This is a genomic window from Pyxidicoccus caerfyrddinensis, assembly GCF_010894405.1.
GTDB lineage: Bacteria > Myxococcota > Myxococcia > Myxococcales > Myxococcaceae > Myxococcus > Myxococcus caerfyrddinensis.
This window is the reverse complement of record NZ_JAAIYA010000010.1, coordinates 285,980-307,298: the sequence shown is the minus strand read 5'-3', so window position 1 is coordinate 307,298 and position 21,319 is coordinate 285,980. Positions and strand designations below refer to the sequence as shown.

18 protein-coding genes are annotated in these 21,319 nt (G+C 69.9%); 6 read left to right on the top strand and 12 right to left on the bottom strand.

What is annotated here, in order from left to right:
• Window positions 1-77: 77 nt before the first annotated feature.
• Window positions 78-1,499 (bottom strand): esterase/lipase family protein, encoded by a 1,422-nt coding sequence (locus G4D86_RS25275; protein WP_163996583.1) that lies wholly within the window; start codon window positions 1,497-1,499, stop codon window positions 78-80.
• 410 nt (window positions 1,500-1,909) lie between these two features.
• Between G4D86_RS25275 and G4D86_RS25270 the strand changes: the two genes are divergently transcribed.
• Window positions 1,910-3,139, top strand: a complete 1,230-nt coding sequence (locus tag G4D86_RS25270) for a threonine aldolase family protein (RefSeq protein ID WP_163996582.1) — start codon at window positions 1,910-1,912, stop codon at window positions 3,137-3,139.
• Window positions 3,140-3,261: 122 nt separating this feature from the next.
• A complete protein-coding gene (locus G4D86_RS25265; RefSeq protein WP_163996581.1) occupies window positions 3,262-3,456 on the top strand; it encodes a hypothetical protein in 195 nt (64 codons plus the stop codon).
• 5 nt (window positions 3,457-3,461) lie between these two features.
• Here G4D86_RS25265 and G4D86_RS25260 read toward each other — a convergent pair whose 3' ends face one another.
• From G4D86_RS25260 to G4D86_RS25245, 4 genes are read right to left on the bottom strand one after another with little or no spacing between them, the layout of a single operon-like run.
• A complete protein-coding gene (locus G4D86_RS25260; RefSeq protein ID WP_163996580.1) occupies window positions 3,462-4,418 on the bottom strand; it encodes a hypothetical protein in 957 nt (318 codons plus the stop codon).
• Window positions 4,406-5,995: a caspase family protein gene (locus G4D86_RS25255; RefSeq protein WP_163996579.1), complete on the bottom strand. Its 1,590-nt coding sequence runs from the start codon at window positions 5,993-5,995 to the stop codon at window positions 4,406-4,408. Before G4D86_RS25255 ends, G4D86_RS25260 begins: the two co-directional genes overlap by 13 nt.
• Complete coding sequence (locus tag G4D86_RS25250; RefSeq protein ID WP_163996578.1) at window positions 5,992-6,771, bottom strand: anti-sigma factor; 780 nt, start codon at window positions 6,769-6,771, stop codon at window positions 5,992-5,994. The genes G4D86_RS25255 and G4D86_RS25250 overlap by 4 nt, the downstream gene beginning before the upstream one ends.
• Window positions 6,768-7,334: an RNA polymerase sigma factor gene (locus tag G4D86_RS25245; RefSeq protein ID WP_163996577.1), complete on the bottom strand. Its 567-nt coding sequence runs from the start codon at window positions 7,332-7,334 to the stop codon at window positions 6,768-6,770. Before G4D86_RS25245 ends, G4D86_RS25250 begins: the two co-directional genes overlap by 4 nt.
• Before the next feature lie 214 nt (window positions 7,335-7,548).
• On the opposite strand from G4D86_RS25245, the gene G4D86_RS25240 reads away from it, so the two are divergent.
• Complete coding sequence (locus G4D86_RS25240; protein WP_163996576.1) at window positions 7,549-8,748, top strand: hypothetical protein; 1,200 nt, start codon at window positions 7,549-7,551, stop codon at window positions 8,746-8,748.
• Between the two features lie 6 nt (window positions 8,749-8,754).
• On the opposite strand, the gene G4D86_RS25235 is transcribed toward G4D86_RS25240, so the two are convergent.
• Window positions 8,755-9,399 carry a glutathione S-transferase family protein gene (locus tag G4D86_RS25235; RefSeq protein WP_163996575.1) on the bottom strand — a complete coding sequence of 215 codons (645 nt, stop codon included), beginning with the start codon at window positions 9,397-9,399 and terminating at the stop codon, window positions 8,755-8,757.
• 117 nt (window positions 9,400-9,516) lie between these two features.
• Between G4D86_RS25235 and G4D86_RS25230 the strand changes: the two genes are divergently transcribed.
• A complete protein-coding gene (locus G4D86_RS25230; protein ID WP_163996574.1) occupies window positions 9,517-10,104 on the top strand; it encodes a TetR/AcrR family transcriptional regulator in 588 nt (195 codons plus the stop codon).
• Between the two features lie 25 nt (window positions 10,105-10,129).
• On the opposite strand, the gene G4D86_RS25225 is transcribed toward G4D86_RS25230, so the two are convergent.
• The 5 genes from G4D86_RS25225 to G4D86_RS25205 form a co-directional block, all read right to left on the bottom strand.
• Window positions 10,130-11,773 carry a serine/threonine-protein kinase gene (locus G4D86_RS25225; protein ID WP_275899143.1) on the bottom strand — a complete coding sequence of 548 codons (1,644 nt, stop codon included), beginning with the start codon at window positions 11,771-11,773 and terminating at the stop codon, window positions 10,130-10,132.
• A gap of 152 nt (window positions 11,774-11,925) precedes the next feature.
• Window positions 11,926-13,812 carry a HEAT repeat domain-containing protein gene (locus G4D86_RS25220; protein ID WP_163996572.1) on the bottom strand — a complete coding sequence of 629 codons (1,887 nt, stop codon included), beginning with the start codon at window positions 13,810-13,812 and terminating at the stop codon, window positions 11,926-11,928.
• 17 nt (window positions 13,813-13,829) lie between these two features.
• A complete protein-coding gene (locus G4D86_RS25215) occupies window positions 13,830-16,391 on the bottom strand; it encodes a C-type lectin domain-containing protein (protein WP_163996571.1) in 2,562 nt (853 codons plus the stop codon).
• 165 nt (window positions 16,392-16,556) lie between these two features.
• Complete coding sequence (locus G4D86_RS25210; RefSeq protein ID WP_163996570.1) at window positions 16,557-17,801, bottom strand: MFS transporter; 1,245 nt, start codon at window positions 17,799-17,801, stop codon at window positions 16,557-16,559.
• Window positions 17,802-17,870: 69 nt separating this feature from the next.
• Window positions 17,871-19,691: a sensor histidine kinase gene (locus G4D86_RS25205; protein ID WP_163996569.1), complete on the bottom strand. Its 1,821-nt coding sequence runs from the start codon at window positions 19,689-19,691 to the stop codon at window positions 17,871-17,873.
• A gap of 236 nt (window positions 19,692-19,927) precedes the next feature.
• On the opposite strand from G4D86_RS25205, the gene G4D86_RS25200 reads away from it, so the two are divergent.
• Both G4D86_RS25200 and G4D86_RS25195 read left to right on the top strand, forming a co-directional pair.
• Window positions 19,928-20,293, top strand: a complete 366-nt coding sequence (locus G4D86_RS25200) for a hypothetical protein (RefSeq protein ID WP_163996568.1) — start codon at window positions 19,928-19,930, stop codon at window positions 20,291-20,293.
• 26 nt (window positions 20,294-20,319) lie between these two features.
• Window positions 20,320-20,619, top strand: a complete 300-nt coding sequence (locus G4D86_RS25195) for a hypothetical protein (RefSeq protein ID WP_163996567.1) — start codon at window positions 20,320-20,322, stop codon at window positions 20,617-20,619.
• A gap of 21 nt (window positions 20,620-20,640) precedes the next feature.
• Here G4D86_RS25195 and G4D86_RS25190 read toward each other — a convergent pair whose 3' ends face one another.
• Window positions 20,641-21,315, bottom strand: a complete 675-nt coding sequence (locus G4D86_RS25190; protein ID WP_163996566.1) for a DUF2267 domain-containing protein — start codon at window positions 21,313-21,315, stop codon at window positions 20,641-20,643.
• Window positions 21,316-21,319 lie beyond the last annotated feature (4 nt).

The window sequence follows — 21,319 nt, the reverse complement described above, 5'->3', positions numbered from 1 at the left end:
CTACGACCGGCCCCGCCGCGTGACTTCACGCGACGGGGCCGGCCCTGCTGCCTTGGGGGGGAGGGGGAATGCGCGCGTTACTGGGCGAGGTACCGCATCACCAGGTCCACGCCCGCGCTGGAGCGCATGGAGCCGAAGTGGTTCGCGATGAAGCCCTTGTTGAAGTAGCCGCTGGTGTCGTAGTCGCTCAGCGTGGTGAGCGTGTTCGTCACGCAGCCTTCCATCTCGATGCGGGAGGCGGCCTCGGAGACGTAGTAGTCCTGGTAGTTGGTGCCCTTCGTCTTGTCCGTCATCGTGATGGTGAAGTACTTCACGACGTTGTTGCCGCACTGGCCCGTCTTGCCGAAGGCGTAATCACCGTCCGCGCACGGGGTGGCGAAGAGGTCGCGGGGACCATTGAGCGGCTTGTGGAAGTACGTCTGCACGTAGTTGGAGCGGCTGCCCATCTCGCAGACGATGGTGCCGCGCATGGTGTCGTTGGCGGCGCACAGCGAGTTGGGCTGGGTGTCGTAGGTGGACACGCCGTGGTTGGCGCCCGAGCCGAGGATGACGTGGCTCAGCTGCGGGAAGGGGTTGACGCCGCCCGAGCGGCCGGAGCTCCACTCCACGTACATGCGGCGAAGGGCATCGCGCGCGACGGTGACGCCCAGCGAGTGGCCGATGAGGGCCACCTTGCGGTTGGGGTTGTTCTTCATCACCGCCTTCACGAGCGACTGGAGGATGGGCGTGGCCCAGCCGTGGTCGATGTTGCCCGCGGCGTTCTGCGTGGAGCTGTTGGCGGCCGGGTCGATGGCGGTGACGATGTCCGTGCGGAAGTCCACGGCGATGACGCGGTAGCGCTGCGCGATGAGCTTCTCCGCCAGCTGCTCGCGCGCGGTGGTGTCCGCGGTGAACTGCACGTTCTCCGTGGCGGTGTTGACGGAGGTGCCCTCCGGGAGGATGAACTTCTCCCAGGTGTGCGGGCGCGTGGAGTTGCCGTGCACGAGGATGACGATGGGCTTGGAGGAGTCCTCGTTGTTCTGGGTGTACTCCTTGGCCGCGCAGGGATAGCCGTCGATCTTCGCCTTGTCGCCTTCGACGAAGCCCGTGGCCGCGTTGGGGCCGCCGAAGGCCACCGCGCCGGTCCACTTGCCGTCGTTGTTGCCGTCCTTGTAGGGCGTGGTGCCGGTGGTGTTGGCCTTGTCGTAGTAGAGGTTGTCCACCGTGCAGCCCTGATGGTTCGTCAGCGGGCGGTAGTGGCCGTCATAGGTGCGGTAGGTGTCCTGGGTCTGCGGCGCGGTGGTGGTGATCTCCGCCATCTCCTGCGCGTCCTGGATGGACCAGGTTGAGATGTCGATGCCCGCCGCCTGCACCTCGGACGTCTTCGCCGCGATGCGCTCGCGACAGGCCTTCACCTCGGCGGACGCCTCGTCGACGGGCGGCTTCTCCTCGCCCGGATCCTGGTTCTGACACGCCAGCCCGCACAGCCCGAAGACCACCGCCACAGCACGAATACTCATGCGACGCGTTGCCATTTGTAGCTCCGTTGCAATCGCTTACAGGGTTCGATGGAAGTGCGGGTGATTCCCGCCGGCGAAGCACACTGGCTGGCGGGAAGCCCCGGCCTGCGGCGTGGACGCCTCAGCGCCGCAAGTGGGGGATTCGTACCAAACCCGGAGCGTCGGGAGCAAACCGGAGTTGAAGACTGATTCATCTTTCGGCCGCTGCGAGTTGAAGGATGATTCAGTATTGCGGCGCGTCACGCACCCGAGTTGAAGCCTGATTCAGTATTGCAGCGCGTCAGGGGTTGGGTGGGATGAGCTGGGCGTCGCGGTGCGTCAGGCGTTGCGAAGCCAGTTGCCCATCGCGGCGCGTCATGGGTGTACGTTTCGCTCCTGGACTCCGACGTCACCAGGAAGGCGCACACCGAATGAATCCACGTCATCTCAGCCGGGGGGAGTTCCTCGCCCTCACCGGCCTGCTGTCCGGCTCGGCGCTGCTGCGTGGCACCGCAGAGGCCGCCACGCCCCCCGCGCCCGCGCCGACAAAGGGTGCTCCCGCGGCGCCGCCATCGCGGGCGGAGCTGGAGAAGGTGCGCCGCGAGTGCCGCGCGTCGCTGACATCTGGCGGCCCCAGCGACCCGGGCGCGGAGCTCATCCGCATTGGCGAGTGGGTGAAGCGCCAGGGCGTGGCGCGCGACTACTACGGCAATGGCGAGTTCATCCAGGCCTTCGAGAAGCGCGTCGCGGCCATGCTCGGCTTCGAGGACGGCTGCTACATGCCCACGGGCACCATGGGCCAGCTCTGCGTGCTGCGCATGTATGCGGACGCGAGCGGCAACCGGCGCTTCGGCGTGCACCCGTCGTCCCACCACGTGCTGCACGAGGATGACGCCCACGCGGTGCTGCACGGCCTGCGCGAGGTCATCCTCTGCCCGTGGACGCGGCCCGTGCTGGCCAGCGACGTGCGCGACGCGAAGGACCCGCTCGGCACCGTCAGCGTCGAGCTGCCGGTCCGGTGGCTGGGTGGGCAGCTCCAGACGTGGGAGCAGCTGGAGGAGCTGAAGCACACCTGCCGCGAGAAGGGCGTGAAGCTCCACATGGACGGCGCGCGGCTGTGGGAGAGCCAGCCCTACTACGGGCGCTCGTACGCGGACATCTGCCGCGGCTTCGACTCCGTCTACGTGTCCTTCTACAAGATGGTGGGCGCGCTTGGCGGGGCCATGGTGCTGGGCAGCGCCGACTTCGTCAAAACCGCGCGCGTCTGGCGGCACCGGCACGGCGGCAACCTCTTCCAGATGCTGCCCTACGTGGCGTCCGCCGCCATGCGCCTGGACGACGTGCTGACCCGCATCCCGGAGTACGTGAAGCGCGCGAAGTCGCTGACGGAGGCCATCGCGGCGGACTCGCGCATCACCGTGCTGCCGCGTCCCGTGCAGACCAACATGTTCCGCGTCTACCTGCGCGGCGACCCGGGAGCGCTGTCTCGCCAGCGGGACAGGATTGCGCGCGAGGACAAGATCTGGGTGGCCGGCGGCTTCAGCACCACGCGCGTGCCTGGCATCGTCGAGACGGAGCTGCAGGTGGGCGAGGAGGTGCGGAGTGACGTCAAGGACGCGGACATCGCGCGCGCCTTCTCGCGGCTGCTCGAAGGGGCGTGAGCAGGCGGGCGTGGCCGGCCGGGCGGAGGGCAGGCAGCCAGGCACACCGGCGGAACGAAGCGCGCCCGACACTCCCGGGCGCGGTGGGTTGCGGCGGCTTCATCCTGCGTTAACTCAAATGCATGACCGAAGTTCAGCCGACATCGCGTGACTACAAGATTCCGGAGGGCTGCCCCGTGTGCTCGGCGGACCTTCCGGTGCGAGTGTCCTCGTCCGGGCCGAGCGCCGTCTGCAAGCACTGCGGGTGGTTCGGCCGTCCCACCATCACCGTCACCCATGGCGGGCTCCGCGTCTCCGTCGAGGGAGAGCGGGCCTAGACGTCCTAGGGCTGGGGTTCCCCCGGAGCCTGCGGGCCCGGCTCGCAATAGCTGCGCGGAGGCCCCTGGTCATTCATCTCCACGGTGATGTTGGCCGTGGGTCTGCACATCCGGAGCTGCTGGTCGCACTGGTAGGGGGCGGCCCGCCCGCAGTCCTCGGTGACGCGGCAGGGCTTCAGCCAGGCCGCCATCGTCGGGTCGTGAGGCGCCCGCAGCAGCACGGAGCCGCGCTGGCGGCAGCCGTCCTTCGGAGGCTCGGGGATGGCGCAGGCCCCACCGGGCCAGGGGCCGACGAGTTCGCGGAGGCACATGCCCGCCCCACAGTCCGAGTCCTGCCTGCACGCGGCTCCGAGCGGGACGCCGCACTCGCCATCCGGTACGGGCTCGTCCGGGTTGCCGCCGGATGGCCGGCAGGCGAGCGGCGCCGAGACGATGTGCCACCCCTCCGCGAGCGGAGCTCCGGTGGGTGAGGCCTCGGCCGACAATGGCTCCATGGCGCGAATCAGCACCCTCCCGAGGGAGCCTCCGATGAGCGGCTCTGAATCATCCCTCCGGTGGTTGCTGTTCGCGTCCTGGTAGGCGCCGAGCCACGCGACGCCCACGCGGGCACCCGAGGGCCTGGAGACGAGGTGCTCGGGACCCGGCTCGTCGAAGATCTGCATCTGGAAGTTCCGGTAGTACGCGCCACGGAAGGCCGTCCCCGGCTGCTCGACGAGGACGTCCTCTTCGCCCGGCATCATCCCCCGGAGGCTCCAGAACAGCGCGACGCTCACCTCGGGGTTCTGCGTGTCCACGTACTCCGACGCGCCCGCCACCGTACCGGGCACCGTGAAGCGGGGCGTCCCCGAGTACAGGTCGTCGACGAGCGCGTCGCCGCAGGCCAGCGCCGTGCCCGCGAGCACCAGCGCGAGCCCCCGGAGGTACCGCGTGACGCAAGGGACACCGCGAGTCACCAGCGCCATACGACGCCTCCCGAGCCCCACCAGGTCAGGGGCGTCACCAGCTCATGGCCCACCTCCACGCCGCCCTGCATGACGGCGCGCTGGTAGAGGCCCGTCACCGGCCCGCCCTCCAGGCGCAGGGCCATGCCCGCTCCCAGGTGCCGCTCCACCAGCAGGATGCCGCCGAAGCCCGCGCCCCAGGAGCGCCGGTCCGAGACGAGCCGCTCCGAGTCGAAGCGCTGCTGATGCAGCACGCCCTCGACGAAGAGCCCGAAGGCCACGCTCGCGGGCTCCAGGTCGATGAAGCGCAGCAGGGCCAGGCCCAGCCCGAGCTCGTTGTCGCGGCGAGGCAACAGCCCGTCGGCGCTCGTCGCGCGCACGGTGGAGCCGCGCAGCCGCAAGCCCAGCGAGCCCCACTCGAAGTCGAGCCCGTAGCCGAGCTGGACTTGCGGCAGGGCGCCTTCACCCTGGATCGACCCGCCCCGGAGCCCGCCCATGAGCGAGAGGTTGTGCGAGAAGTCCTTCGGCCCGCCGCGCCGGCGCACGAGCCTGTCGTAGCGGACCGTCTCGTAGGGCAGGGTGGCCAGCTCCACCGAGGCCCCCGAGGTGAGCGACACCTGGTACTCGCGGTACTCGTCCGACTTGCGCTGCTGCACGAAGTAGGCACCGGCGGGCAGCGACAGCTCCCGCTTCTGGCCCTGCGGCGTGACTTCCGCCACCACCGGGCCGCCCTGCCGTCCCTCCATGATGAGGTAGAGCGCGGAGTCCGCCAGCCGGAGCTGCCCGGTGCGCCCCCGCTGGTTGGCCGGCGCCGACAGCACCAGCTCGCCGCGCCCCTTCACCTCCCACGAGTAGGTGGGATGCTGCAGCGCCACCGTCTGGCCGCTGGAGCGCAGCGTCTGGGCGTAGGTGTAGCCGTACGCCTCGGTCAGCGTCACGTTGCCGTCGTCATCGTGGTCGGCGGCGCCGCGCAGCGCGTTCACCAGGTGGTGGGTGAAGAACGAGCCGCGCAGCCGGTCGGACTCCTGGCTCGCCTCGCCCGCGGCGCTCGAGGTGATGATGGCCAGGCCCTCGGTGGCCACGTGGTCTCTCAGGGAGATGTCGAACGTCGCCGCGGCGTTGACGCCCTTCACCCGCGTCACCGTCCCGGAGCGGCATGCATCCAGCACGAGCAGGCGCACGCCCGCGGGCGAGCCCTCCACCAGCGCCTTGATTTCCTCGAGGGGAAGCTCCGTGCCGCCCAGGTGGAGCGACGCCGCGTCGGCGTGGCCCGAGTAGAAGACGAGCAGTGCGGTGGGCTGACCCGCGCCCGCCTGGACGCGGATGGCGGCATTCACGTCCTGCAGGGCCCGGCGCACCGTGGCCGCGTCCTCCCCGAGCAGCATCAACGTGCGACGGGACGAGACGCCTCCGTGCTCGCGGAGCACGTCCGAGAAGAGCCGTGCATCCTGCTCCGCGTACAGCAGGCCCACCTCACCGGCGGCCCCGTCGTTGTGGCCGATGGCCACGACCCAGGTCTGCTCCGGCAGCGCCAGCGCGGACAGCGGCGCCAGCAGCGCGAGGATGAGTGCCAGCAGCAGGCCCCGGCCCGCGCTCATGGCCGCGGCTCCCGCGAGCCCTTGTCCATGACGAACGGCGTGGTGACACAGCCCGAGGGACACGTGGGCGCGTTGCCGGAGCCCGCGGACTCACAGCGCGGCGGCGCGCCGTCGGCGGGGCAGTGCACCAGGTAGAGCGTCTCGCGGCCCGGCTGCGCGTCGAGTGACACCGCGCCTGGGAGCTCGATGGCCGTGCCTGCCGGGAGCTGCGTTCGATGCCCGGGCTCTTGCGGCCAGGCGGTGTAGAGCGTGCCGGAGGACTCGACGCCGAGGACCGCTACCTGTCCCTCCGCTGGCAGGTCCACGGCGAAGCGGAGCCGGTCTCCCGGAGCGAAGGTACCGCCGCTGACCATCTCCTCCGCATGGTCTCCCGCGAGCCGGAACACGTGCAGCGCGGGTGCGCCCTTCATGCGCGTGCCCGGGGTCTCCACCTGCTGACTCACCACCACGAAGGCGATGGCGGCGGTGGCCACCGCGGCGAGCGGGGCGAACCAGCGGCGCGCCTGGGCGAGCAGCCGCTGGGGCAGGGGCGCGGGCCTGTCGAGCCCCGTCCGGATTCGCGCCAGCATCGCCCGTGGGTCCACTCCGTCCACGGCGTCGAAGCCGGCGCGGCGCTCGGACATGCGCGCGCCGCAGTCCGCGCAGCCGGCGACGTGGTGCTCGGTGCGCCAGGCCTCTTCGCGCGCGAGTTCTCCCGCGTGGAATCGGTCCAGCGTGAAGTCGGACGGGCAGCCCGGGCGGCCTTCGCGCAGGTGGGTGAAGTCAGGGGGGCTCATGAACGCCTCCTTCCGAATCCGAAGAACCCGGACGCCTTGCGCTCGGGTGGCTTGGGGGGTTCCGCGTCCAGCGACGTCCTGGCTCCGGCCCAGGCCTGGAAGCGCTCGATGAGGTTTCCCACCGTCCGCTTGGACACGCCCAGCACCGCGGCGGCCTCCTCGTGCGACATGCCGTCGAGGAAGACGTAGACGGCGGCGCTGGCCTGTCGCTCATCCGCGTCCGCAAGCAGCCGGCGGAGGAGCACGAGGTCATCGGGACGCATGGGCTCGGTGCGCTCCAGGCCGTCGTCGGTGGGGGCCAGGTTCTCCGCGTACAGCTCAGCGCGCCGGGCGCGGTCGCGGATGAGGTTCAGGCAGTAGTGGGTGGCGATTTGATACAGCCACGTCGTCAGCTGGCTCTGCTGCCGGAAGCCCTCCGCGCCACGCATGGCGCGGATGAAGATCTCCTGCGTTGCCTCCTCGGCATCCGCGGGATTGCCCAATAGCCGCAGGGCCCGGCGATACACGCGGGGCCCGTGCTGGCTGAAGAGCTGGGAGAGCTGCTGCGAGTCGGCTCGGCTCAAGACATCGTTCGAGGGCGGGAGGGGCCTGGAGACTACCAGTGATGACTTTCCGCGTTCGACACGGGCCCCGTGCACCTGCCTCCCCCCTGGGGTCGGCTCGCTGCTTCGGGCCTGAACTAGGATGCTCGTCATGCGCGCCGCCTCCTTCCTTCACGCCCTTGGACCCGTGGGGCCGGATTTCGGGCAACCTCGACTTGCACGAGGGCGGCGGGCCGTGCCGATGCTGCTCCTGGGGCTGCTGGCGGCGTGCTCGGCAAGCGAGCCCCCGGACGTCTCTCCGCCCGAGGTCTGTTGGACCCCACTCGACGACGCGGCCCTCGCGAGCCCGTGGCGGGCGTCCTGGCGCACCGTGGGCGAGCCCATGCTCGATGAGGCGGGCCTGGGGGCGGAGGTGGAGGTGACGCTCGGGACTGAAGCCACGGGAACGGTACTCCGGGTCTCCGAGCCGGACGGGAGTGCGGCGTGCTTCCAGCTCCACGAGGTGCGGGACGCGGCCGGTGGGGCGTGGGTCACCCCTCCGGCCTCGGCGGAGGATTATGGCCCGTACTGCCTGAGCTGCCCGGAGCGCGTCTCCGTGGGCGTGGGCTCGGGGCTCTATGTGCTGCCGTCGGGGGACCCGGTGCCCGCCTCCACATCGCGTCTCCGGGTGCGCGTCGCGGCTCGCGAGTGCTCGACCTTCCTTCCCACGCGGACCGGGGAGGCACCGGCGCAGCTGCGCATCGAGGCGCTGGACCTGGCCCGCGTGGAGGAGACGCGGGAAGGGGTGGTGTTCCTGGAGGTGGCCATCACCTCCGGCTCCGTGTTCCACGCGGATGGTGTGGCGCTTCCGGCGGAGCTCGTCCAGGCCTTCGAGGAGGTGAATGCACTGCTGCGCCCGGGGCAGCTCACCGTGCGCCCCGTTCGCGTGCGCCGTGTGGATGGGGAGGACCCGCTCGACTTCCAGCGCGGGGACCTGACGGCGGTGGACCGGCTTCAGGCCTCGGTACACGACTGTGATGAAGGGGGCGCCGCGCCCGACGATGGCTGGGTGCCCGTGGTGCTCGCGGGATGCCTGCGCCTCACCGACCCGGTGTTGAAGAAGACGACGGAGCCGGAGGGCTTCGTGCCGCACATTCCGGACGGACTGGCCGCGCCGGGACGGGCTCACGGCGTCTTCATCCGGGGTCGCGATTGCCGCGAAGGCTCACAGCCCATCGCATGGCCGGCGGGGTACCTCGGCCGGCTCATCGCGCACGAGATGGGGCACTACCTCGGCCTGTATCATTCGGTCGAGGAGGACGGGACGGCCGACCTGCTCGGCGATACGGGCGCCGACAACCTGATGTCCTGGCGCCCGTCCTCGCTGGCCTCGCCCTCGTTCAGCGCGAGCCAGTTCCGCGTCATGCGCCGGCACCCGGCGGTGCGGTGGGAGTAGGCAGGGTCAGTTCGAGTGCTGCTCGAACGCCGCCATCTGGGCCTTGAGCGCCCGCTGGAAGGCGGGCCGCGCCTCACAGCGCTCCTTGTAGGCCTTCAGCTTCGGCTCGGCGTCGAGGAGGTGGGTGTGGCGGAGGGTGCGGAGCACCGTCGTCATCATCAGGTCGCCGACGGTGAAGCGGCCCTCCAGGTACTCACGGTCGCCGAGCCAGGTGGCCAGCTCTCGGAGCCGGCGCAGGGTCGCCTTCTCCACGTCCGGGCGGTGGAGCTTTGCCCACTCCTTGTCGGCGGCGAAGAGGTCGATCTCCGCGAGCTGCTGGACGTGAATCTCGATGGAGTTGAGCGCCGCGAAGACCCAGGTCATCGCGCGTGCCTTGCCGGCCGCGTCGGAGGGGAGGAGCACCTCACTCCGGGACGCGATGTGGAGGACGATGGCGCCCGACTCGAAGAGCTTGAGGCCGTTCTCCTCGAAGATGGGGACCTGCCCGAACGGCTGGAGGGCGCGGTACTCGGCGGACGCCTGGACGTTCGGGTCGATGAGCCTCGCCTCGTAGGGAAGGCCGGCCTCTTCGAGCGCCCACCGCACGCGGAGGTCGCGCACCACACCCTGTGCGAACGGCGGTACCCACTTGAATGCGCTGATGGTGATCATGTCCCGATATCTCCCTCGACAGCGAGTGGCTTCAGGGGACGACTCTGCGACGCCGCAAAATATGCTCAAGAACATATTTAGACGGTGCCCCAGGATGGGCCGTGAAGGAGGGCTGCCATGCCATACACCGCGGAACACAAGGCGCGCACGCGCGCGAAGATCGTCGAGAGCGCGCGGGTGATGTTCAACCGTCACGGGTTCGACCAGGTGTCGATCGACGACGTCATGAAGTTCGCGGGGTTGACCCGAGGCGGCTTCTACAACCACTTCACGAGCAAGGACGAGCTGTATGCCGAAGCGGTGCGGAGCTTCACGACCTGCAACCCGTTCGCTCGGATGCAGGAGGAGTCGGGCAGGGCCGTTCCGCCGCCTCCTCGGCTGGCACGCGAGCTGGTCGACCTGTACCTCTCGGATGAAATCCTGCGCGACGTCGACCAGCACTGCCCGCTCATCGCGCTCCCGTCGGACGTGGCGCGTGCCGGCCTGGAACCTCGCGCGGCGTATACGACGCTGGTCGAGAACATGGCGCACATCTTCCGGGCCGCGTTCCCGGAGAACGACGCGGAGGCCGAGCGCAAGGCACTCCTGGTCGTGAGTCTCTGCGTCGGGGGCATGGTGCTGGCGCGGACCACTGATGACCCGCGCCTGCGGAGGAAGCTCCGGGCGACTGCTCGTGCGGAGGCGCTTGCGGTGTTCGAGCGCTGAGCGGTCGGCTCGGCATACTGAAGGCTCACGGCGAGGGCGAGTGGGAGCTCTGGGGGCGGGTCTTGGCTTTGGGGGTCGGCTCTTGGGGAATTGGGACCGGACTGCTCAGTCCACGAACTCCAAGCGTCCGCCAGCCCAGTCCGGACAACCCTATTTGCCGCGAAGTGACGGCGCCGGAAGAAGCGGAGCGCGAGGCGCCGCGCGGCTTCTTCTTGGCAGGGGTCGTGGCCTTGGCCGAGCGAGGACTCTGTTCGGGAGTGACGGCCACTGCTTCAACTGGAGGAGGGGCCAAGACGGGAACGCTCTCCGTCCGTGGAGTTGCCTGTGGCATCGCACTTGAAATGACTGAGACTGGCGCGGGAACCTGCTCACCTGGCTTGCCAGTCATGAGCGTCAGTCCCGCGAGCACGAGCGCCAGGAGACCGCCGGACACCGCAATCCTGTTCCAACGCGCGTTTCGCGGCGTGGGTTGCCTGGGCTTCTCTCCCAGGCGAGGGAGCACGGTGTTCCCGGGTGAAAGGGTGTCCGTCGGCGTATCGAACGGCGGCATGCTGGGGAAGGGAAGGCCCCTGAGCACGGAGTGGGCCCGTTGAGTCAGCGCGGCCCGGGGACCATTCTTGAGTTGAAGCAGTGCCCTGAACTCACCCGCCACGTCGACCGCAGAAGCTGGGCGTCGATGGGGTTCCTTTGTCAGCAACCGCAGGACGAGCTCATCCGCCCGTGAATGCAGTGGCACCACCGAGGAGGGTACTGGAGGGAGGGCCGTCAGATGCTGGAGCACCAGTTCCATGTACGTGCTCCCCAAGAATGGCCTTCGCCCGGTGAGCAACTCGAAGGCGATGACCCCCGCCGCGTACAAATCCGTGCTCGGGCCCACTGCCTCGCCCATCGCCTGCTCCGGAGCAATGTACTGGGGCGTGCCGACGATGAGATTCGAGTGCGTCTGCGCCGTGGTGCCGTTGGGTACGTCCGCGCGCTTGGCCAGTCCGAAGTCGAGCACCTTGATGTGCTCGGTTCCGTTCGACTGGCGAACGACGAAGATGTTGCCCGGCTTGAGGTCGCGGTGGATGACACCAGCGGCGTGTGCCGCGGAGAGCGCTTCGAGCACTTCACAGAGCAACGGGACAGCGTCCGCGAGCGCCAGCGGTGCGCGCTCCTGGATGACTTCGCTCAAGGGGCGGCCCTCGAGGTACTCCATGACGAGGTACTGACCGAGGCCCGGCTGATGTCCGAAGCCGAAGACGTCGATGATGCCATGGTGGCGGATGGCACTGGCTGCGCGCGCCTCGCTCAGCAGTCCGCGCGCATGCGGTCCCCGGGGCACATCCTCTCGAATGAACTTGATGGCTACCTTGCGGCCGAGGGTGAGGTGTTCGCCTTCATAGACGACGCCCATGCCACCGCTGCCGACGTACCGGCGTACGACGTACTCACCTATCCGCTGCCCTATGAATGACTGTTGTTTCTCCGACTCTTCGGAGAAGGACTCAGGACTGAAGCCAGCTTTCGGAGGAATGACGGGCGAGGCGGAGGCCCTGGGCTGGAGTGTCTCGGTGGACGGGGGGCGGGCCTCACCAAGAGCGGCACCATGGCGGGAGCACGCCCCCCCTCCCAGCGGAAGAGACTCACCACAGACCTGGCACAAGCGTGTGTCTGGGGAACGGTGCATGGCGACACCTCCGTCCCTTATGACTAACACGCGCGCCAGCCATTTCGCGACTGACAATATTTGTCATTGAATGCGTGGCAGCGGGGTTCAAGTGACCTCCGCTGCCGGGTCGGCGAAACAATCGCGGGTGCCTGCACCACACCAATCCCGACTTAACGCAGCTCCTCCGCACGGACATACCGGCCGATGAGCACCTGAAGGTCGGGCACCGTCTCACGGTGGAACTGCTGCACCAGGGCAAGCCGGGCCGAGGCATCCGTACCCGCAGCGGAGCCCAGCAGGGAGATGAGCGCGGATCGGGTCCGCGCATCCGGCTCCGCAGCCAGCCGCGCCGCAGCCGCCGCGAGGACAGCAGGCGAGGCCGCACGGTCCTGCTCACGCACCTGCTCGGCCAGCGTGTCCGCGATGGCCCGGCGCACCTGCGCGTCCTGCTCCTGCCCGAGCCACTCGACCAGCACCGGCTCCATCGTCTCGGGCTCCATGCGGCGCCAGGCCCGCGCGGCATGCGCACGCACCAGCGGCGACTCATCCGAGCCGTGCGTGCGGAGCGTGTCCGCGAACCCCTCATCACCGGCGTTGCCGATGGCGTCCAGCGCCACCGCGAGGTCCTCCGTCCCACGCGCCGTGCGCAGCCGCGTGTCCAGCTCCTCATGCGCCACGCGGCTCAGTTCCGGCTGCCGCGTGTCCACGCGATGCGACAGCGCGCCGAGCGCCAGCAGCGAAGCATCCGCCACCTGCCGCTCCTCCGCGTCCGTGCGGTTGCCTCGCGACTGGTCGATGAGTGCCTGCGCCGTGCGCTCCGTGGGACGCGGAATGTCCTGCAGGGCCACGGCGGCGCGCATGCGGTCCTGCGTGCTCAGCCCCCGGTCCTTCAGCGCAGCGGAAAGCCCGCTCTCCGCCGCCAGCGTTCCCGTCTTCTCCAGCGCCAGGAACAGCGCGGCGTGGATGGCCTCCGGCAGGGTGCCACCGCGCAGCCCGGCCACGACGCCCGGGATGGCCTCCGGATGCACGGACAGGTAGCTGGCAAGGCGACTGGTGGCGTCATGCAGCCCCTGTGGCCCCGCCCCCAGCCGCTTCGCGAAGTCCGCGAGCGCCGCGTCGAGCGTGAGCGCCGCGAGCGCGGGCTCGGGGGCCGCCGGAAGGTCCGAGGCACGCGTCGTACCGGTGGGCGCGCTGCCCCAGGCGAAGCGCTCGGCGTCGAGCCCGGCCAGTGCCATCGGGGCACCGCTCGCGTTCTCCAGGTGCTCCACCTGCACCTCCGACGTGACGTCGCTGAGCAGCCGGCTGCCCATCCACACCCGCAGGTGCTCACCACCCCCGAGCGTGCTCACCCAACGGCCGCGCGAGTCCAGCGTGGCGCGCGTCTCCGCGGAGAGGACATCCACCCGCATCCGCCCCCCGAGCTGCGGCGGGAGCAGGGGCAGGGTGGACGCGATGTACCGCCCATGCGTCCGCGTGAAGGACGGAGCTTCGTCCGACGACGAAGCGTCCAGCATGTACGACGCGTCGAACGCTCCCAGCGAGTCCTTGTGACGGGACACCCACTGCGCCCGCCCTAGTGGCGGCAGGATGACCTCTGACGACTGGAGGATGCCCTGGAGCTGGCGGCGCGCCTCGGCGTCGACAGACGGCGCGAAGGCGAAGTCACCGAAGCGGCAATCGCGGCCGACCTGGACGAGAAAGGGAGACTCGAGGGCGGCGCGGCGGGCCGGCTCCGCATCCGCCGCGCCTCCTTCGAGCAACTGAACATCGGTCAGGGTCGCGGCCACGACCCACCCCGCCGCCGAGCGCTCCTCGAGGACGCGCCACCACATCGTGGCCTCCAGGCGGAGCTGCTGGGACGCGGCGGACTCCGACGCCCGCGCCGAGCTGGTGGCGCGCACGTGGAAGGCGAGATCCTCTCCCGCGGAGAAGCGGCAGGCGAGGGGACGCCGGGCCACCGGGGCCTCCTGCGTGGACCCGGTGGGGTGCACCCAGGTGTAGACGGCGGCGAGCGCGAGGACGAGGGCTCCGAGGAGCACGGGCGTGTGGCGGGTCATGGTCGCGTTCCTCTTCGCTACTGCAGGGTGATGGCCGAGCCGCTGCGGTCCAACAGCGTCGAGGTGAACGCGTAGCCGTCGTAGCTGAACAGGTTGTACTCAGCGAGCGTGTCGTAGCTCCAGCACACGTAATAGAAGCTGATCCCCCACTTCTTCTTCTTGCACCAGTTGGCCTCCAGCTGATCGATGGTCAGGTCGATGCTCCCGTCGAGCGTGGAGATGCGGAACACCGCGTCCGCGTCGTAGGCCACCGTGAGCTTCACGGGGTTGGTGCTGTTGACGACCAGGTACAGCTTCGCAGTGACGCCGTCGCTGTCGCTGGTGTTGAAGCCGAGGATGGTGACCGAGGCGGACAGCGTCGCCTTGTAGAGCGTGAGGTTGAGCGTCCCGCTCACACTGAGGCTCGCATTCACATACGGGCGCACCTGCGCGGAGATGCTCGTGGTGGACGCCGTGACGCCCATGTCGAAGCCCGCCGTCGCGCTGAAGCAACCCGAGATGTTGATGGACGCCACCACCACCCCGTATGTGTACGTGAGGCACTTCTCCTTCGCGTAGCTCTTGTCGTACGTGTACGTCACCGAGCCCGCGGACTTGCTGTAGGTCAGCAGCGACACGCCGAAGACCTTGAAGCCCGTGTCCATCGAAGCCACCGCGGGAGAGACAGTCGCGGAGGCATCACCCCAGGCGTGCGCCAGGTCGAAGCTGCCGAAGAAGCCCTTGATGGACGCCTTCGCTTCGTTGTCCGTGTACGCCCCCGTCAGGTTGAACGTGTTCGTCGAGCCGCCAGAGAGCGCGAGCTGGATGGTGCTCGAGGAGCCCCAGGCGTTGCTGTACGTCTTCGTCACGTCCAGCGACGCGGCCAGGCTCGACGTGTGGCTGCCGCGCACGAGCCGCACCGAGAACACCTTGCAGTTGTTGGCGAGCCCATTCTGGCCGGCGACCATCGGGTCGCCATGCTCCGGGAAGGGCACCTGGGCGCAGGCACGCACCTGGAAGTCCGTGGCGGCCGCCCACGGGCCGCCGGGGTTGGTGAGGGTGCGGAACTCCGGGGTGGGGTGCAGCCGCGCGTCGAACTGCAGCTCCTCACCCGGCTTCACGGTGCCGATGGGCGCGTGAAGCGCCTCGGGGTTGGCGTTCAGCCGCTTCCAGCCCACGCTGCCGGTGTCCGGCTGCGCGACGATGTCGTAGACGAAGTCCACCATGCCGGGCAGTGACGCCGCGCCGGACTCGTCGAAGTCACGGCCGAAGGCCGCCACGGTGAGGCCGGCGATGAACAGCGGCCGGGGCGCCTCGCCCGCACCCGCATTCACGTCCGCGGGCTGCGTCGAGGAATCCAGCACCACCACCGACGAGTCCGGCGTGGCCTCCAGCAGAGCGACGTCCGTGCCCGGCGGCGGGCGGACGGTGACGTTGATGACGCAGCCCGGCCGCTCCACGCCCGTCACCGGGTCCTTCGTCTTGCAGCGCTGGCCCACCGGCGTCTGCGCCTCCTTCTCGTTGTAGACGAGCCACTTGTTCTCCTCGGTGGTGAACTCGTCCGCGCCGTCCAGCAACACGAAGAAGTTGGCGGCGCGCTGCGGGGCGCCCGCGAGGCACTCGGGCGGGACGAGCCCCTCGATGTCCACGAACTGCTGCGTGCCGTCGCCCGTCAGGGTGACGCGCGTGCCGCCCACGATGCAGCTCTGGAGGCTCTCCAACTCCGCCTGCGTGGGGTTGGGGCCGCTCGGCTTCTGCATCAGGCCCAGCGAGACGACGAAGCTGTTGGTGCTGCCGGTGCCCTTCAGGCCCACCCGCGCCTTGAGGGGGAAGTTGACGAAGACGTTGCCGCTCGCGGCCTGATCCACGTTGAGGCTGTTGACCTCGATGGTGAGTGGGCCGCCGATGCAGGACTGGAGCTCCACGTCATAGCGCTGGCCCGTCGGGCACTGGCACCGGTACGTGGTGGCACCGGAGGCCATGCCGCACGTGGCACCGCCGCCGCACGTGACGGGCGCCGAGCCGAACTCGCACACGTACGCGCTGGTGTTGGCGCACTTGACGTCGTCCCAGGCCCCCGAGTCCCCGTACATGCGGGCGCAGTTCTGGATGCCGTACTCGGGATGGCCTCCGCCGTCGTTCGGCTCACCCGAGGCCCAGCCGAGCCAGGTGGGAGTATCCCCCTCCACCGTCTGCCAGCCGGCGGAGGTGCTCGTCTGCCCGTTGAGCTGCGACAGGCCGATGTACGTCAGCGCGCCACCGGTGATGGAGCGGATGGCCTCGTTGCCGCTGGAGGACATCGGCACGGCGAGCCGGCCGCTCATGGCCGCGCAGTCCGCCTTCGCGCCCGCCCACGTCCGCGCGGTGGAGTAGCGGTAGTACACCGAGTCCCCGCTGGTGACGCTGGCCCCGGGGGCCGGCGCGCAGAGGTCGGTGGAGCTGAGGGACGCGCTCTGCGCCGCGGGCTCGGGGAGGGGGGACGCGGTGTCCACGTCCTCCGAAACAGGACCCGCGGTTCCACCGCAGGCGCTCCAGAGGGTGACGGCAACAGCCAATAGCAGACGACTCGGCACGAGGCCGGCGCTTCGGGTTCCACGCATGGGAGAGGCTCCAGGGCTGCGAGTTGGGTCTCTCCGGGCCGTGAGTGACCATGCCCGCCCTCCCAGGCCACGAAGCCAGGGAGGGGGCACACGGACTTGGACCCGTGGCGTGAAAATCCGGGCAAGGCCGGCGGACGATTATTTTCGCCGGGCCTGCCCGGGGCCCTATTCGTGGACGGAGTCGAGCCGGTTCACGTCGCGCAATTCCGGGAAGAACCACGCCCAGAGTCCCACCACGATCAGCGTCCCCACCGCGCCCAACACCACCGCGTTCACCGCGCCCACACTCTCGGCGAGCGCGCCCGCGCGGAACTCGCCCAGCTCGTTGGAGGCGCCAATGCACATCATGTTCACCGCGCCCACGCGGCCGCGCATGTCGTCCGGCGTCACCACCATCTCCAGGGTCTGCCGCACCACCACGCTGATCATGTCGGCGGCACCCGCCAACGCCAGGGCCACCAGCGACAGCGGCATCGAGCGGCTCACACCGAAGACGAGCGTGGCGGCGCCGAAGATGGCCACCGCGATGAACATCTTCCAGCCGGCACGCTCACCCACCGGCCGCATGGCGAGGAAGATGGCCACCACCGCGGCGCCCACCGCCGGCGCGCAGCGCAACAGCCCCAGGCCCCACGGCCCGGCGTGCAGCACGTCCCGCGCATAGATGGGCAGCAGCGCCACCGCGCCGCCCAGCAGCACCGCGAACAGGTCCAGGGTGATGCTGCCCAGCAACACCCGCTGCCGCCGCACGAAGCGCAGTCCCGCCACCAGCGTGGCGAAGGACAGCTTCTCCGTGGACGCGCTGCCCGTGCGCACCTTCAGCGAGAGAATCCACCCCACCGTGAGCGCGCACAACGAGGCCGATGCGACGTAGGCGCCCGTGGCGCCCATCCACCCATAGACGATGCCGCCCACGGCCGGGCCGGCGATGGTGGCCACCTGCCACGTGGTGGAGTTGACGGCCACCGCCTTCGTCAGTTCCTCGCGCGGCACCAGGTGCGGCGTGAGCGCGGAGCCCGCCGGTGAGTAGAAGGCCCGCGCGGTGCCGAAGAGCACCAGCACGCCGTAGACGAAGCGCACGTCGCGGATGTGCCCCATCGTGAAGATGAGCAGCAACAGACTGCACAGCAGCATCACCCCCTGGCACACCGCGAGGATGGCGCGCCGGTCCACCCGGTCCGCCACCTGTCCGCCTGGCAGACTGAAGGCGAGGAAGGGGAGGAACTGGGCCAGGCCCGTATAGCCGAGCGCCAGCGCGCTCCCCGTCAGCTCATACACCTGCCAGCCAATGGCCACGGACTCGATCTGCATGGCGAGCACCGCGCACAGGCGTGCCGTCTGGTACACGCGGAAGTCACGATGGCGGAAGACCGAGCGGGAAGGGGAGGCGTCGTCGACGAGGGCGGCCATGCTGGGACGGGGCTCTAACCCACGCGCCCCTCCCGCGCCACCCCGGTTGCGGCCTGCCCGCCCCCACCCTCAGTGGAGGACCGAGGCCGGCTCGGAGGCCACCCGTCGCGGCAGCTCCACCGTGAAGGAGGCGCCCTTCCCCGGCTGGCTGGACACGGCGATGGTGCCGTCCATCCTCGCGAGGATTTCCCGGACGATCCACAGCCCCAGCCCGAGGCCGCCGAAGTGCTGCTCGGACACGGCGCGCTCGAAGCGCTCGAAGATGCGCGCCTGGTCCGCCTCCGCGATGCCGATGCCCTCGTCGCGGACGATGAGCCGCGCGGTGCGCTCGTCCCCCGTCACCAGCAAGGTGATGGGGCGGCCCTGCCCGTACTTGATGGCGTTGGACAGCAGGTGGGTCATCACCTGCTCCAGGCGGACCCGGTCCCACCTGCCGCGCGCGCTGCCCTCGGTGCGCAGCACCAGCGTGCTGCCGCTGCGCAACAGCTCCTCGCGGAAGCGGATGGCCACCTCCCGCACCGCCTCCCCCAGGTCCAGCTCCTCCAGGTGATAGGACAGGCGCCCCTCCCGCACCCGGGCGAGGTCCAGCAATTCGTCCACCAGGTGCCCCAGTCGCTCCACCTGCCGCGCGATGACCTCCGCCTTGGAGATCAGCACGCTGGCGGAGCAGGGCTTCTCTTCGTGGGTGATGCGCAGCAGCAACTGGGATTGGATCCGCAGCGTCATCAGCGGCGTGCGCAGCTCGTGCGAAGCGCTGGAGAGGAACCCGTCCCGGGAGCGGACGGCCTCGAGCAGCTCGTGGCTCATCCGGTTGTTGTCCACCGCCAGCGCCACGCGGCGCGCCACGTCGCGCGCCAGCTCCACCTCGGTGTCGCCCAGGCGGCGCGGGGGAATGGTGGTGAAGCTGATGGCGCCCAGCACCCGGCCGCGCCCCATGAGCGCCAGGCGGATGGAGGAGCCCGCGGGGTCTCCCAGGCGGAGGTGGCCGGTCATCATCGGCGAGTCGCCTGCCTCGGGGACGAGGAGGCCGGGGGGCTCGGAGACGTCGCGCAGCCGCTGCTCCTCGCGCGGGTCCAGGTGGGCCACCGCCTCGCGCTGCAGCCGTCCGTCCGCCTGCAGCAGGTCGAGGACGCAGCCGTCGGCCACCAGGGGCACCGACAAGCGCACGGCGAGGGTGAGCGCACGTCCCAGGTCCGCCTGCTCCGCGAGCGCGCCGCTCAGCTCCGCCAGCAGGGCGAAGCGCTGACGCGCGGCCTCGGACGCCACGCGCGCGGCCTCCGCGGCCCGGGCCTGTCCCTCCAGCTCGCGCGTGGCGCGGAGCTCGATCTCCGTCGTCGCCGACATCGCCAGGTCCGCGAGGATGGCCAGGTCATCCTTCGTCCACACGCGCGGCTCGGTGTCGATGGCGCACAGGGTGCCGAGGACCTCGCCATTCGGCGTCTTCAAGGGGAAGCCGGCGTAGGCCACCACGCCGAGCTGAGCCACGGCGAGGTTCTCTTTCAGCACCAGGTCCTCGCGCGCGTCCTCGACGACGAGCGGCTGCCCGCTGGCCACCACGTGGATGCAGAAGGAGTAGGTGAGGGGCGTCTGGCGGACATCACACCAGGGCGCGGGAAGGCCCCTGCAGCTCTTGAAGAACTGCCGGTCCTTGTCGACCAGGGTGACGAGCGCCACCGGCACGTGCAGCGTCCGCGTCGTCAGCCGCGTCAACCGGTCGAAGGCCTCCTCGGCGGGGCTGTCCAGCAGGGCCGTGCGCCGCAGGGCCTCCATCCGGCGCTGGCGGGTGATGATCCGCTGAAGCTCATCCAGCTGGCTCTCCAACCGCCCGGACACATGCCGGGATGCCCCGTCGTGGGTGCCGACCTCGTGTGAGCTGCTCTCCGGGTACATGCCCGCCCCCCCGCGCGTAGGGAACCGCCTTCCTCTCTCCTACATGGTGCGCACCCCGGGTCCGGAATGCCCGGTTCACCTGCCTGTGCCGGTGAACCCGGGAATTGGCGGTTATTTTGCAAGAATATGGAAATCAAGCATTGAGAGACATCCCAGAGAGGCGGTACAGATCTCCCGCCGTTGGATTCATTCCAGGGAGACGTGACGCCATGAGCCTCAGGAGAAGCGCCGTCGTAATGGGTGTCTCGGGATTGCTGGCCGTACTGCCGGGCTGTGGAAGCGAGCCCGCCGCGGGCGGGGAGCGCACCGTGGAGGACGGCCCGGACGAGCGGGGCGGCACGGTGACGGAGATGGTCTACACGGACCACGCCATCATCACGTGTCAGAGCGCGACGATGTACGGCAACTACTCGACGACGGCGGGGCCGCAGAACCCCATCCGCACGCTGTACTACGGCGACAAGGTCGGCATCCGCCAGGACGCGGGCACTGCGTCCTGGGCCGTCATCCTCGACTACGGGCCGGACGACTGGGGCTACCTGCTCCGCTCGTGCATGACCCGCTGCCAAGGCACCAACAACCCCATCGCTGGCTGCTTCTGAGCCCGCCGCGCTTCGAGGAGGACACGATGACGATGAATCGAGCGGTATTGCCGTACGTGGCGCGCGTGGCGCTGGTGGCACTCTGCGCGGTGGGTGCGTGGCAGGCGTTCAAGGTGACTCCCGCGTGGGCGGGGCCGCGGCTGACCGTGTGCGCGCAGAACCTGTACGTCCGCGACGCCCCGGCGGGCATCTTCATCGGCACGCTGTACCAAGGGCAGACGATGGAGGTGACGAAGTACTCGCCCAGCGGTGAGTGGGCCTACGGCTTCGCCTACGGCAACGTGAACAAGTGGGGCTGGGTGCAGAACGGCTGGTTCTGCAGGTAGGCCCCGGCGGCGCGCGCGGCGTCAGTCCTCTTCGTCGCCGCGCGCGTGCCTCGTGCCCGGGTGGCCCGTCGCCAGTGACGCGTGCTCGCGCTCCTGCGTGAGGCCGGAGGCGCTGGACAGCGACGAGTGCTCGCGCTCCTGGGTGAATCCGGAGGCACTGGAGAGCTTGGTGTCCCCGTGCGGGTTGTCGGACCTCGCCACCGAGTGCGTGTGCGCCCGCTCCAGCCGGGCCCCGGACAGCGGGTTCCGGCTTCCCGGCTGGCCCTCGGAGAGAGAGCGGTGGGTGGCCTCGACGTGGACGTACTCGAAGCGCTCGCGCGCCTCGCGAGGCGCGAAGAGGGCGCCGAGCGGTCCGGGCAGGTCCTCGTGGAGCCGGTGCAGCGCGCCCTCGGAGAGTGCCTCGGCCAGCGCCTGGCAGACGACGCCCGTGTGCTCCACCGCGAAGCCCGGACGGACATGTTCGCGGCCGGCGACCCGCGCGTAGAGCGCGTCTTCGTCGAAGTCCTGGCCGGGGCCATCGGTTCGCAGCATGCCTTCCAGCGGTCCGGGAAGGTCCTCGGCCAGTTGCTGGACCGCCTTCCGGCCGAGCCGCTCGCCCACGACGCCGAGCACGGCTCGCGCGACGCGGGAGGCCTCCTCGGGGCCGGACAGCCCCGCGCGTTCGGCGACTCGTGCCAGGAATTCGTCGTGCGTCATGTTC